Source organism: Brucella tritici, assembly GCF_902825325.1.
Lineage (GTDB): Bacteria > Pseudomonadota > Alphaproteobacteria > Rhizobiales > Rhizobiaceae > Brucella.
Genome location: NZ_CADEAR010000010.1, coordinates 145080 through 158348, shown reverse-complemented (window position 1 = coordinate 158348; position 13269 = coordinate 145080). Strand labels below are relative to the sequence as shown.

Below are 13269 nucleotides of genomic sequence, written 5' to 3'. Positions count from 1 at the left end.
GGTTGATTTGAAATAACAGATGGCGGCGCGGCGAAACGGGTTTCGCGCCGCCTTTCTCTTCCATTCCGGAGTGCGCCGTCATGGCCGCAGATACGACAATAGGGTCCATGACCCCGGCAGATGACCGCATCGACCCGAAGAAGGCCGTTGCCTTTCTGGCCATGGTGTTCGGCATGTTCATGGCGATCCTGGACATCCAGATCGTCTCGGCATCGCTGGCCGAAATCCAGGCGGGTCTAAGCGCCAGTTCTGACGAGATCTCATGGGTTCAGACGTCCTACCTGATCGCGGAAGTCATCATGATTCCGCTCTCGGGCTTCCTTGGGCGCCTGTTGTCGACGCGCGTGCTCTTCACGATTTCAGCTGCGGGTTTCACCCTCGCCAGCATGCTCTGTGCAACGGCGACGAACATCGAGCAGATGATCGTCTACCGCGCCATTCAGGGTTTTATCGGCGGTGGCATGATCCCCAGTGTGTTCGCGGCTGCCTTCACTATTTTCCCGCCATCCAAGCGCTCGATCGTCTCGCCGATGATCGGTCTGGTCGCAACGCTCGCGCCCACAATCGGCCCGACGGTCGGTGGCTATCTCAGTCACGCCTTCTCCTGGCACTGGCTGTTTCTGGTCAATGTCGGCCCCGGCATTCTCGTCACCATCGCCGCATGGAACCTGATCGACTTCGACGAGGGCGACAGTTCGCTTCTCAGTAAGTTCGACTGGTGGGGTCTCATCGGCATGGCCGCATTTCTCGGCTCGATGGAATATGTTCTGGAAGAAGGTCCGCGCAACGACTGGCTGCAGGATGACGCGATCTTCTTCCTTTCCATCGTCATGACCGTCGGCGGCATCGTCTTTTTCTACCGAGCGTTTACGGCGGAGCAGCCCATCGTGGACTTGCGCGCTTTCAAGAATGTCAATTTCGCGTTCGGCTCGCTGTTCTCCTTCGTGATGGGCGTCGGCCTCTACGGCCTTACCTATCTCTATCCGCTCTATCTGAGCAGCGTTCGCGGTTATGACGCCCTCATGATCGGCGAAGCGCTCTTCGTCAGCGGTCTTGCCATGTTCTTCACCGCGCCGGTTGCCGGTTTCCTGTCCAACAGGATGGACCCGCGCCTCATGATGATGATCGGTTTCCTCGGCTTTGCGGCAGGCACCTGGATGGTGACTGGCCTCACCGCCGATTGGGATTTCTATGAACTGCTGCTGCCGCAAATCCTGCGTGGCTGTTCGCTGATGCTCTGCATGGTGCCGATCAATAATCTCGCGCTCGGCACGCTTCCGCCTTCTCTGTTGAAAAACGCATCCGGACTGTTCAACCTGACCCGTAATCTGGGCGGTGCTGTCGGTCTTGCCGTCATCAACACGATCCTGACCCGCCGTGGCGACATGCATTACGAGCGTTTGGCCGAGCATGTTCGCTGGGGCAATGCCGAAGCTGAGAAGATGGTCGCCAATCTGACGGCGAAGTACAACGCTGCTGGTATGGATGGCGCGACAATCGCCATTTCGAAACTTTCCGGCATGGTGCGCCAGCAGGCGACCCTGCTGTCCTTCATCGACGTGTTCTTCATTCTCACGATGATGTTTTGCTCGCTTGCCGTCTGCGCCATCATGCTGCGCAAACCGAAGCAGGTCGCCGGTGGCGGTGGGGGGCATTAAGCTCCCCATCCTCCAGCTTCATACGAAACCCGTGAAGGTTCACTCGTCTTTCGAAAATTTTCGTTTATCCTCAATATCCGGCATCGATGCCGCGCTGGGACAAACCCTTGTCGCGTAGGGAAAAGCCTCTCGCAGAATTATGACAGCGGTGAATTTCCTGTCACATTTCCTGTCATAAAAATGCTGTTCCCGCAAACGGATGAATTGCTAAGTCCCTGAAAACGTGTTTCACTTTCCAGCGCTGACAGTTTGTGACAAGCCACAAACTGTCATCCAACCGTCATCTAGGGCGGGTATCGGGAATGCGCGAGCACCGGAATCGACCGGGGGCGTTCGCCGGACCTTAAACAGGGGAGTCAAACAATGCTTGCTTACACAGCGCGTCTGCTGTCGCTTTCGACGGCAATCGCCGTTGCCGGGGTTTCCATCGCCGCTGCCGAACCGTCAGCCGAACTGATCGCAGCAGCCAAGGCAGAAGGCGAACTGACCACCATCGCACTCCCGCATGACTGGTGCGGCTATGGCGAAATCATCCAGAGCTTCAAGGACAAGTATGGCCTCAAGGTCAACGAACTGAACCCGGACGCCGGTTCGGGCGATGAAGTCGAAGCCATCAAGGCCAACAAGGACAACAAGGGGCCGCAAGCTCCTGACGTCATCGACGTCGGCTTTGCGTTCGGCGCTTCGGCCAAGAAAGATGGCCTCATCCAGCCTTACAAGGTCGCAACCTGGGACGAAATTCCGGACAGCGCCAAGGATGCCGAAGGCTACTGGTACGGCGATTATTACGGTGTTCTCGCATTCGAAGTGAACAAGGACATCGTCAAGGACGCCCCTCAGGACTGGGAAGACCTCCTCAAGAGCGACTACGCCAACTCCGTTGCGCTTGCAGGTGACCCGCGCGTTTCCGCACAGGCCATCCTCGGCGTTCATGCCGCCGGTATCGCCCGCGGCGCAGAGCCGGGTGAAGCTGCCGGCAAGAAGGGCCTTGAATTCTACAAGGAACTGAATGCCAACGGCAATTTCGTTCCGGTCATCGGCAAGGCCGCCTCGCTGGCACAGGGCTCGACCCCGATCGTCATCCGCTGGGACTACAACGCGCTCGCCGACCGCGACACGCTCAAGGGCAATCCGGAAGTCGAAACCATCATTCCGAAGTCCGGCGTTATCGCTGGTGTCTATGTTCAGGCAATCAGCGCCTACGCACCGCATCCAAATGCTGCGAAGCTGTGGATGGAACATATCTATTCGGATGAAGGCCAGCTCGGCTATCTGAAGGGCTACTGCCACCCGATCCGCTTCAATGCAATGGCGAAGGCCGGCAAGATCCCGCAGGAACTGCTCGACAAACTGCCGCCGGCAGAAGCCTATGAAAAGGCTATCTTCCCGACCCTGGAACAGATCGAGGCCGCACAGACCACGATCACCAAGGAATGGGACAGTGTCGTGGGCGCAAACGTACAGTAAGCGCGCCTGTCGCATCGAACACATATCGCGTCGGCCTTACACGGTCGGCGCGATACCAAAGCGGCTTTCATCTGTGTCGCCGGTCCTCTTTTCCAAACAGCGCCACGCTCTTTGGCAAACAGGATGCGCAGTTCGCAAGAATGTCAGAGCGCATCCCGAAAAGTGCGAAGCGGTTTTCGGAAAAATGCGCGTAAAAACAAATGGATAGAGCATTTTCAATGATTCTATCAAAACAGGAAATGCTCTAGTTATTTCCGGCAGGGGCGAATGGCAGCCTGCTGATCGCAAAAATAAAAACAAAAAGTCGGAACGGTTCTGTCAGTTCCGTTCTGGCGGGAACCGGTCTAAAGAAAGAACGCATGAGTTCAATAGCCGAAACATCAGCCCCCAGCGGAGTGCGCAAGCGCCAGCTTCCGTTGTCCTGGCTTGGCGTGACACCGTTTTTCATCTTCGCCATTTTGTTTCTGATCTGGCCGACGATGTATCTCATCATCGGTGCATTTCAGGACCCGGCCGGAAACTTCACGCTTCAGAACATCCACGATCTGTTCCAGCCGCAAATCATGAGCGCCTACTGGATATCGATCAAGGTCAGCCTCGCATCGGCCATAGGCGGCGCGATCATCGGCTTCTTTCTGGCCTGGGCGGTGGTTCTCGGCAACCTGCCATCATGGCTGCGTCCGACGGTATTGACCTTTTCCGGTGTGGCGTCGAACTTTGCGGGCGTACCGCTTGCTTTCGCCTTTCTGGCGACACTGGGACGAACCGGCTTTGTGACGATCCTGCTCAGGGAGTGGTTCGGTTTCAATCTCTATTCGACAGGTTTCAACCTGCTCTCCTTCTTCGGCCTGACGCTGACCTATCTGTTCTTCCAGATACCGCTGATGGTGCTGATCCTGACGCCCGCGCTCGACGGCCTGAAGAAGGAATGGCGCGAGGCGTCTTCGATCCTCGGCGCAACCAATGCACAATATTGGCGCATGGTGGCTTTTCCGATCCTGTGGCCAAGCCTGCTCGGCACGACGCTTCTGCTGTTCGCCAATGCCTTCGGGGCGATTGCAACGGCCTACGCATTGACGGGCTCCTCGCTCAACATCGTGCCTATCCTGCTCTATGCCCAGATCCGCGGCGACGTTCTGCATAACCAGAACCTCGGCTACGCACTGGCACTTGGCATGATTGTCATTACGGGTGTTTCCAACCTCATCTATATCTGGCTGCGCATTCGCGCCGAGAGGTGGCAACGATGAAAAAGAAAGGCATAAACCTCCAGAAGATCGGTGCCTGGATCGCCTTCCTGATTGGCGCGATCTACTTCCTCGTGCCCCTGATCGGCACATTCGAATTCTCGCTGCGCATGCGGCGCGGCGAATATTCCTTCGATGCCTATCGGGTCGTGTTCTCCGATCCGAATTTTCAGGCAACCTTCGGCTATTCGATCCTGCTTGGCCTGCTGACCATCGTTTTCGGTGTGCTGCTGGTTGTACCAACCGCCTATTGGGTGCGCCTGCGCCTGCCACAGTTGCGTCCGGTGATGGAGTTCATCACGCTGATGCCGCTGGTTATTCCGGCCATCGTCATCGTGTTCGGTTATCTGCGCATCTATAATTCGTCGTCGTGGCTGCCGTTTACGGCGTCAACGCGGGCAACCGACGTGCTTTTGATGTTCGGCTATATGACGCTGTCGCTGCCCTATATGTACCGCGCTGTCGATACGGCGATGCGCACCATCGACGTCAATACGCTGACGGAAGCCGCACAAAGCCTCGGCGCGGGCTGGGGCCGTATCATGTTCAAGGTGATCTTCCCGAACGTGATTTCCGGCGTGATGAGCGGTGCCTTCATAACATTCGCCATCGTCATCGGCGAATTCACGCTGGCCTCGCTTCTGAACCGTCCGGCCTTTGGTCCTTATCTGCAGTTGGTCGGTGCAAACCGCGCCTACGAACCGTCAGCGCTGGCAATCATTTCGTTCGGCATAACGTGGCTCAGCATCATCATGCTGCAGCTCGTCTCGCGCCTCAATAAATTCAAGACAACCGCCGGGTAACATTCATGGCTTTTCTCAATATCAAAAACCTGAAAAAGAGCTTCGGCGCCAATACCGTCGTCCACGATTTCAACCTCGCAGTGGAAAAGGGCGAGTTCGTCTCCTTTCTCGGTCCATCGGGCTGCGGAAAGACAACTGTTCTCCGCATGATAGCCGGTTTCGAGATGCCCGACAGCGGTGCCATCGAAATCAATGGCAAGGATGTGGTCGACCTGAAGCCCAACCAGCGCAATATCGGCATGGTGTTTCAGGCCTATGCGCTGTTTCCCAATATGACGGTGGCGCAGAACGTGTCATTCGGCCTGCGCGTTGCCGGAAAGCCGAAGGCGGAAATCGACGCCACCGTAAAGGAAATGCTCGGCCTTATCCGCCTCGATCATCTGGCGGACCGTTATCCCTATCAGATGTCGGGCGGCCAGCAGCAGCGCGTGGCACTGGCCCGCGCGCTTGCAACCAAGCCGCAGGTTCTTCTGCTCGACGAGCCGCTATCGGCGCTGGATGCGAAAATCCGCATATCCTTGCGCGAAGAAATCCGCGCCATCCAGCAGAAGCTTGGCATTACGACCGTCTTCGTCACCCACGATCAGGAGGAAGCGCTGTCGATCTCCGACCGCATCGTGGTCATGCATGAAGGTCGCGCCGACCAGATCGGCTCGCCCTTCGACATCTATAACCGCCCGGCCTCGCGCTTCGTGGCATCCTTCGTCGGCACGCTCAACATGCTGGAAGCCTCGGTCAGCGAACCCGGCAAAAACAGCATAGAGCTCGACGGCCGCACCATCACAGTGCAGGAAAAGCTCGACCATCATCCGAAGGGAAAGCCGCTGACGCTCGCCTTACGCCCCGAAGCTGTCAGCCTCGAAGCTCGCAAGAGCCACGATACCTCACTGGATGCAACCATTGAGGACGTGCACTTCCTCGGCTCCGTCATCCGCACGCGTGTGGCGCTTGGCAAGAACCGCCTGTCGTTCGATACATTCAACGACCCGACCCAGCCTCCACCGCAGCGCGGCGACAAGGTGACGGTGCATTTCGCCTCGCATGACCTGCTCGTGCTGGCGGATTAAAATAAAAAAGCCGCCCGATGGGCGGCTTTTTCAATTACAGCGAATTTTATTCGCCCCAGGGACCGTGGAAATCACCATCCTTGTCGATACGCTTGAAGCCGTGCGAACCAAAGAAATCGCGCTGGCCCTGAATGAGATTGGCCGTGCCGAGCGGCTGCGTGAAGCTGTCGAAATAGCTGAGCGCCGAGCCCAGTGCAGGCAGAGGCAGGCCAGCGAGCGCCGCCTTGGCGACGATCTGGCGAAGGCCCTTGGAAGCCTTGCTCATGCGGTCGACAAAAGCGGGTGCGAGCAGCAGGTTGCGGCTTTCGCTGTCTTCGAAGGCATGGGCGATATCGTCCAGAAGCTGCGAACGAATGATGCAGCCTGCGCGCCAGATGCGCGCCGTTTCGGCAAGCGGAATGTTCCAACCATGCTCCTGCGAGGCGGCTTCCATCACCGCAAAGCCCTGGGCATAGGCAGCGATCTTGCCGGCAAGCAGGCCATGCTCCAGATCCGAGAGGAATTTCGCCTGATCGGAAATGTCGAGGCTGCGTGGACCCGGCTTGTAGGCCTTTGCGGCAAGCTCACGCGTGGCCTTCAGCGAGGACAGCGAACGGGCAGCAACTGCGGCTTCGATTGCCGTTGCCGGAACGCCGAGCATCTGCGCTTCAATGGCTGCCCAGCGGCCCGTGCCCTTCTGACCAGCTTCGTCGAGAATTACATCGACTATTGCCTTGCCGGTTTCCGGGTCGGTCGCCTTCAGCACCTTGGCCGTGATTTCGATCAGATAGGAGTTGAGCGGACCTTCGTTCCACTTCTCGAACACATCACCGATGGCAGGGGCTGACAGTCCTAGACCGTCCCGCAGGATGCCGTAGATTTCGGCGATCATCTGCATGTCGGCATATTCGATACCATTGTGGATCGTCTTGACGAAATGACCCGCACCATCCGGACCGACCAGTGCACAGCAAGGCTCGTCCTTGTACTTGGCGGCAGCGGCAAGCAGGATCGGCGCGATGCGCTCATAGGCTTCCTCGGTACCGCCGACCATCATCGACGGGCCGTGGCGTGCGCCTTCCGCACCGCCGGAAACGCCCATGCCGACAAAGGTTGGGTCGTTGGGGCCAAGCGCCTTCAGACGGCGCACCGTATCGCGGTAATCGGAATTACCGGCATCGATCATGATATCGCCCTTCTCAAGATAGGCCTTGAGGCGGGCGGTCTCAGTATCGACGGGGCTGCCTGCCTTGATGAGGAAGATAATGGGACGCGGCTTGCGGATATTGGCGGCCAGATCCTCGAAAGTGGGGCAAGGGATGATCTTGTCGCGCAGCGGGCCAGCCTTTTCAACGAAGGCTTTCAGCACAGGCTCATCACGGTCATAGACGGCTACTGTGTAGCCTTTCTCGGCTATGTTCAGCGCCAGGTTGGAGCCCATGACGCCAAGGCCGACCATTCCGATATCTGCTTTTTCCATTTTGTGCCCTTCGCAAATGCAACCGACCGGCCGTCGTCTAGACACATGCAGAACATCGAACGCCGACAAGCCGAACCGATAAGAATAGGCTGCAAGCCGGATTTCGGCAGCAGCGCATGTCAATCTGTATCCTATTGTGGGATGATCTAGGGCATATGACGCAAAGTTGATAGACCTCCCTTGACGAAAATCACCGGTTTTGCCCGTGCAAGCGCTGCGTTAAATCGGTTAGCTCACGTCAAAAGCCGGTATTTTGCGATTTTCAGACCCGTTCCAGTTTGCGATGCGGCAGCGGTGGCAATTCAACAATAATCGCATCATCCGCCTTCACTGTGCCGCCTGCAAGAACGATGGTCATGATGCCGGACTTGCGGACAAGTTCGCCATCGGGCGTGCGACCCAGCACGGCATCGAGAAGCCCGGTCTGGAAATTCTCTATCTGGGCGCAAGGGTTGCGCAGGCCTGTTGTTTCCAGAACAACCTCGTCGCCAATTCGGATCAAAGCACCCTGTGGCAGCCCCAGAAGATCGACGCCGCGCGTGGTGACGTTCTCGCCAAGATCAGCGGGCGCGACGTCAAAACCCTTTTCCGCCAGCTCGTCGAAAAGCTCGGCATGAATGAGATGCACCTGCCGCAGATTGGGTTGCGTCGGGTCGGCCCGTACGCGTGAACGATGCTTCACCGTCACGCCCTGATGGGCATCGCCTTCGACGCCAAGTCCTGTGACGATGCGGATTTCCCGCACGATCTGCTTTGAAAAACGATGCTCGCCATCCCGCGCCACAGCCACGACAATTCCACACATCACGTCCACCTCCCCTGACAGGATAAACAAACTTCGTTAGCCGCATTACATGGGTTATATAGCACCTGTATGAAGCTGTGGGGCAAGCACGTGAATCGCGACAAGCAGGTAAAAACGGATTTCCGCTGGGGCATTTGGGGCACAGGCACGATAGCCGCCGCCTTTGCTGCCGATATTCAGGCCACCACCGGAATGCGTGTCTCCGCAGTCTGCTCGCGGGCGTCGGAGACCGCCGAAACATTCCGGCGACGTATCGGCGCCGACAAGGCGTTTGGCGATTCAGGTGAATTTCTTTCCGACGCGAATATCGATGCCGTCTATATTGCGACGCCCAGCGCCATGCATGTGCTGCAGGCCATGCAGGCAATCGCAGCCGGCAAGCCCTGCCTGATCGAAAAGCCGCTCTCGCTGGATGCTGCTGGCGCGCGGCAGATCGAAGCTGCGGCAAAAGCAAAAAACGTCTTCGCCATGGAAGCCATGTGGAGCCGTTTTCTGCCAGCGATCCGCGCTACCAAACAGCATATCGATAATGGTCGCATCGGCACTGTGACACGCATCGAAGCCGATCTTTCCTATATCCGTGCCTACGACCCGCAAAGCCGCTTCTTCAGCCCGGACCTTGGCGGCGGCGCAGCATTCGATCTGGGTGTGTATCCGGTATCGCTGGCACTGTATTTTCTAGGTCTGCCAGATCACGTCGATGGTCGCTGGCAGCGGGCAAAAAGCGGTGTGGACATGCGCACCGAGTTCCAGCTTGGCTGGCAGGGTGCCACGGCCAGCCTCTCCTGCGGCTTCGACCGCGACGGCGACAATCGCATGCTGATCGAGGGAACCAGGGGCACGATCCTGATCCACGCGCCGTTTCTGAAGGCCCAGAGGCTGACCCTGTTTTCTGCCCTTGCCGCACGGTCGTCGCTCGGGCCGAACGGCGGTAACGGCCTTTTCGGCAAGGTGATGAACCGCCTGCCCCTGCCGGGCCGCACAATCGAAACTTATGCCTTTTCCGGCAACGGGCTGCAGTTTCAGGCCGAAGCGGTCCGCGATGCGGTGCACAGCGGCCAAATCTCCAATGCGACCATGCCGCTTGACCAGAGTGCAGCCGTAGCCGACATCGTTCGCAAGGTGCTGGCTAGAGCATGATTCCGAAAAGTGGGAACCGGTTTTCGGATAAAATCATGCTCAAACAAAAGTTTAGAGCGGGATAACGATTCAACTTAAAAACATCACGCTCTAAAGGTTAGAAGCTGCTTCTCATCCTGTAAGGCTGTGCATTCTCGCCAGCATTGTTCAAGGCGAGAGCGATTTCAGTGATATGCAGTGCCACATCACCTGAAAAGAACGCCTTGTCACCGGTCTGGATCGCGCGAGCCTGATCGGCAATGCCGCGCACGAAATCGATCTGCGAAGGGTACATCGGCAGCGACCGCTTGTCAGCCTTCGGATAGGACAGCTTCGTGCCGACGACCGGTTTCCATGACAGGAACTTGCCGATGCGCATTTCCAGAATACCGAACAGGCGCGCCAGAAAACGGCGTTTTCCTTCTGTGCGCTCAAGACGCACAGCCGAACGATTATCCCATAGATCGTCCACCACAATTGAGCCCTTGTCGGCAACGATTGTCAGGCTGCGGTCCTTCGGCATCGCAAGCCCGGATGTGAGGCGCGCCACCAGCCCCGACTTGAAAACAAGACAGCCGACCGAGAAATCGGGCGCCATATGAAGATGTTCGGTCCCCGGCCCCTTGTTGGGAAAGGTTATGGCGGAAAATGCCGAAACGCTCTCGACCGGACCGAACAGCGACACCAGCCATGACAGTGCATAGCCTGCATGTTCCAGCGTGCAGCCGATCTCGAACTCATGTAGCCCCGGCCATGGCGCACCAGACTGCGAACGCCAGGTCGACCATTTGTCACGAAACACCGGGCCGTCTTCCATTTCGGCATAGATAAGACGCGGCATGCCGATGCCGTTGATCACGCTTGCGACCAGACGATAGGCCTCGCTGAGGCCGTTGGCCGGGGCTGCCGCGAGCATGAGGCCGGATTGCCGTGCAAAATCGACCAGCGCTTCCGCATCGTCGTAATTCATCGCCAGTGGCTTTTCGGAATAGACATGTTTTCCGGTGACAAGCGCTGCATGCGAGATTTCAAAATGGCTTTCGGGCGTGGTCAGATTGACGACGATCTCCACATTCGGATCGGCCAGCACAGCCTCGAAACTGTCGTAGGCGCTAACTGAATAGTGTGCGCAGAACGCTTTCAGTCGTTCAGGTGAACGATCATAGACCCCGCGCAGCGTCAGCTCGGGATAATTATGCAGTGTGGTCATGTAATAATCGGCAACGAACCCGGTCCCGACAATCGCGATATTCATGTAGTGGCTCCGGCTACCCTTTTGTGAATGATGATTTTCGCGGTCAGCCTGAGGCCAAAGATCGCAAAGACGAGCGTCAGCCAGACCGGGTCCATGCGGCGAAAGAAAAAACTTTCCAGCATGGCATTCAACGTCCCGAAGAACACGATCATCAGGAAGAAATCCGCAAGCAGCAGATTTTCGCGCACCGGACGGCACCGCACATAATTGACCAGCGGCATGACGATGATGACGAAGATGGCGCAGATCAGCGCCGGAATTCCCATCGATACCGCAATATCGAGATAACCATTGTGTCCATGCACGATGCCACGCACGTCCCAATCGAGATAGTATGGATTGGCCGCCTCTTTCACGATCGGCGTGCCCCAGAAGCTTTCATAGCCGAAGCCGGTCCACGGGCGATGGGAAAGCGCCTCAACGGCAAAGGCCCAGATGGAGGTGCGTCCGGTGAAGGTGGGGTCGACATCGAGCTGCAGAACGAGCTGGTGCATCGGCTCAAACAGGACCGTGCCGAAAGTGAACAGCGCAAGCAGAAACTGGATGGTGAAGACTGCCACTGGCGCAAGGAAACGGAGACCGACAATGCCGGGACCGATCACGAGAAGCATGGCGAGAGGCACCAGCGCCGCCGTGGTCTTCGATCCGGTTTGCGAAACGAAGATCAATGCCGAGACCGCAATCAGAAAGCCGCTGACACGCCAGCCGCGCCGCCACAGATAGACACCGGCAAAGGCAAAGGCGGCCATGACCGGCCCGGCAATGTTCTTGTGTGTGAACACACCGCGCCAGAGATAGGCGTTCTGCGGTTCCAGCGCATCGGCGCCGTGTGTGCCGAGATTCGGTAGAAGAATAACGCCCGCATAGGAAATGACGATCACGATGGAAGCCACCGTGACCAGCATCGACGCATAAGCGTCGCCATCCTGCGGCAGGCTCAAAACAGCAATGACCGTCAGAATGCCGATCATCGTCAAAAGCACGCCGCGTATCGCAGTAGATGGATCGGGGCTTGCGAAAACAGAGGCGAACAGGAAGGCGAACATCAACAGCCAGCCGGGACTGACGATCTTGACCACTTTTTTCGGGTCGGCAAACATCGCAAGCGACAGAAGCGCCACCGCGCCGAGGCAGCCAAAACCAAGCTGGTTGATGGCGTCACCACCGCCCGACGCTTCGCCATCCGCCGCCGCACTCAGCGGATTGAACGGACGGAACGAAATCAGCAGAATGCAGAATGTTATCGTGGCGATAACGAGCGCAATCGTGCGAATTGTCGCCCGCATGTCGGTTTGCGTCGCAACGTCGGAACGGGTGTCAGTTCTTGTCCGGGTTGCGGTACTGCTCATTCAGATATCCAAAATGGGCCATGACACGGCCCAGCCCGATATGGATGAAATAGGTCCCGACCGGCACGAAGCGCGCCGCGAAACCGCGCCGCACGGCCTTGATCGGAGAATAGCCAAGAAGTGCAAGGCTCTTCAAGAAGACGCGTACCTGACCGAAAGGCTCATCCTTGCGCTGGCGCTGTTCGATCAGCGTCGACAGAACGCCGTTGCGCAAGCCACGCGCCCTGATCCAGTCGTTCTCCAGCCGTCGCGCCGGAATGGTCTCGCGGACAATGCCTTCATTGCACCAGGCGATGTTGAAGCCCTTGGCCCGCGAGCGATTGATGAAATCTGAATCGCCGCCGCCGGTGAAGTTGAACTTCAGGTCCATGAACGGATAGCCGATGGCTTCCAGCACCGGACGCGCAATCAACAGATTGCCGGACGAATAGATGATCGGAACCGAACCGGTCTTGTTGTAATGCGGCAGGAAGACGGGGTGTCTCGCCCATTTCTCCGCGCCCGGCTTCTCGAAGATCGGATATTGCGGGCCGCCAACGAGGCTGGCGCTATAGCGCTCCGCAGTGGCTACCATGTTTTCGATCCAGGCGGGATCAGCCAATTCATCGTCATCGATGACGATGACATATTTGAAGTTCGGAAAATAGGTCATCGCCGTCAGCCAGCCCGCATTATAGGCGTTGCAGTTGCCGCGATGGGATTCAACGATCAGCATGCCGGTATATTTTCCGGCCTCGAACTGCGGTGCCGCAACCTTGGCGCCTTCGCGGTCCTCCGCCTCGTTCTCGATCACCACGACTGCGAAACGGCGATTTGTGACCTGAGCGTTGAGCGTATCCAGCGTGCGGATGACATGTTCCGGGCGGCGGAACGTCGGTAATGTAACGACAACCTCGACTTCATCGAAACGAAGCCCAGGTGTTTTAGCAATTACTTCTATATGACTTGGTAAATCAGACATAAACGCTACCGGATATTTCGAACTTCTATATTTGCTTATCCGCCACTATTGAAAAACGTTTAAAGAAAAGTTCACCGCA

The 13269-nt window shown here is 57.4% G+C and carries 11 protein-coding genes; 6 read left to right on the top strand and 5 right to left on the bottom strand.

The features are described 5' to 3' along the window. Positions 1-80 precede the first annotated feature (80 nt). The 5 genes from HWX93_RS15780 (at position 81) to HWX93_RS15760 (ending at position 6242) form a co-directional block, all read left to right on the top strand. Positions 81-1658, top strand: a complete 1578-nt coding sequence (locus HWX93_RS15780) for a DHA2 family efflux MFS transporter permease subunit (protein ID WP_176037917.1) — start codon at positions 81-83, stop codon at positions 1656-1658. Positions 1659-2021: 363 nt separating this feature from the next. Continuing rightward, entirely contained in the window at positions 2022-3125 is a 1104-nt protein-coding gene (locus HWX93_RS15775) for an ABC transporter substrate-binding protein (RefSeq protein WP_061347638.1), read from the top strand. 359 nt (positions 3126-3484) lie between these two features. Then, a complete protein-coding gene (locus HWX93_RS15770) occupies positions 3485-4375 on the top strand; it encodes an ABC transporter permease (RefSeq protein ID WP_176037916.1) in 891 nt (296 codons plus the stop codon). Then, positions 4372-5175: an ABC transporter permease gene (locus tag HWX93_RS15765; protein WP_109988845.1), complete on the top strand. Its 804-nt coding sequence runs from the start codon at positions 4372-4374 to the stop codon at positions 5173-5175. The genes HWX93_RS15770 and HWX93_RS15765 overlap by 4 nt, the downstream gene beginning before the upstream one ends. A 5-nt stretch (positions 5176-5180) precedes the next feature. Then, positions 5181-6242: an ABC transporter ATP-binding protein gene (locus tag HWX93_RS15760; protein ID WP_176037915.1), complete on the top strand. Its 1062-nt coding sequence runs from the start codon at positions 5181-5183 to the stop codon at positions 6240-6242. 46 nt (positions 6243-6288) lie between these two features. Here HWX93_RS15760 and gndA read toward each other — a convergent pair whose 3' ends face one another. Next, positions 6289-7701, bottom strand: coding sequence for an NADP-dependent phosphogluconate dehydrogenase (gene gndA / locus HWX93_RS15755; protein ID WP_176037914.1), 1413 nt, complete (start codon positions 7699-7701; stop codon positions 6289-6291). 262 nt (positions 7702-7963) lie between these two features. Next, positions 7964-8506 (bottom strand): MOSC domain-containing protein, encoded by a 543-nt coding sequence (locus HWX93_RS15750; RefSeq protein WP_176037913.1) that lies wholly within the window; start codon positions 8504-8506, stop codon positions 7964-7966. A gap of 90 nt (positions 8507-8596) precedes the next feature. Here HWX93_RS15750 and HWX93_RS15745 point away from each other — a divergent pair, with 90 nt between their 5' ends. After that, positions 8597-9646, top strand: coding sequence for a Gfo/Idh/MocA family protein (locus HWX93_RS15745; protein ID WP_176037912.1), 1050 nt, complete (start codon positions 8597-8599; stop codon positions 9644-9646). Positions 9647-9743: 97 nt separating this feature from the next. On the opposite strand, the gene HWX93_RS15740 is transcribed toward HWX93_RS15745, so the two are convergent. From HWX93_RS15740 to HWX93_RS15730, 3 genes are read right to left on the bottom strand one after another with little or no spacing between them, the layout of a single operon-like run. Then, positions 9744-10880, bottom strand: a complete 1137-nt coding sequence (locus tag HWX93_RS15740; protein WP_176037911.1) for a Gfo/Idh/MocA family protein — start codon at positions 10878-10880, stop codon at positions 9744-9746. After that, positions 10877-12229, bottom strand: a complete 1353-nt coding sequence (locus HWX93_RS15735; protein ID WP_176037910.1) for an O-antigen ligase family protein — start codon at positions 12227-12229, stop codon at positions 10877-10879. The genes HWX93_RS15740 and HWX93_RS15735 overlap by 4 nt, the downstream gene beginning before the upstream one ends. Continuing rightward, entirely contained in the window at positions 12198-13190 is a 993-nt protein-coding gene (locus HWX93_RS15730; RefSeq protein ID WP_176037909.1) for a glycosyltransferase family 2 protein, read from the bottom strand. The genes HWX93_RS15735 and HWX93_RS15730 overlap by 32 nt, the downstream gene beginning before the upstream one ends. Positions 13191-13269 lie beyond the last annotated feature (79 nt).

Bases quoted from the DNA above. Each gene is read 5' to 3' on its own strand.
- HWX93_RS15780 (WP_176037917.1), top strand. From the start codon at position 81: ATGGCCGCAGATACGACAATAGGGTCCATGACCCCGGCAGATGACCGC.
- HWX93_RS15775 (WP_061347638.1), top strand. From the start codon at position 2,022: ATGCTTGCTTACACAGCGCGTCTGCTGTCGCTTTCGACGGCAATCGCC.
- HWX93_RS15770 (WP_176037916.1), top strand. From the start codon at position 3,485: ATGAGTTCAATAGCCGAAACATCAGCCCCCAGCGGAGTGCGCAAGCGC.
- HWX93_RS15765 (WP_109988845.1), top strand. From the start codon at position 4,372: ATGAAAAAGAAAGGCATAAACCTCCAGAAGATCGGTGCCTGGATCGCC.
- HWX93_RS15760 (WP_176037915.1), top strand. From the start codon at position 5,181: ATGGCTTTTCTCAATATCAAAAACCTGAAAAAGAGCTTCGGCGCCAAT.
- gndA (WP_176037914.1), bottom strand. From the start codon at position 7,701: ATGGAAAAAGCAGATATCGGAATGGTCGGCCTTGGCGTCATGGGCTCC.
- HWX93_RS15750 (WP_176037913.1), bottom strand. From the start codon at position 8,506: ATGTGTGGAATTGTCGTGGCTGTGGCGCGGGATGGCGAGCATCGTTTT.
- HWX93_RS15740 (WP_176037911.1), bottom strand. From the start codon at position 10,880: ATGAATATCGCGATTGTCGGGACCGGGTTCGTTGCCGATTATTACATG.
- HWX93_RS15735 (WP_176037910.1), bottom strand. From the start codon at position 12,229: ATGAGCAGTACCGCAACCCGGACAAGAACTGACACCCGTTCCGACGTT.
- HWX93_RS15730 (WP_176037909.1), bottom strand. From the start codon at position 13,190: ATGTCTGATTTACCAAGTCATATAGAAGTAATTGCTAAAACACCTGGG.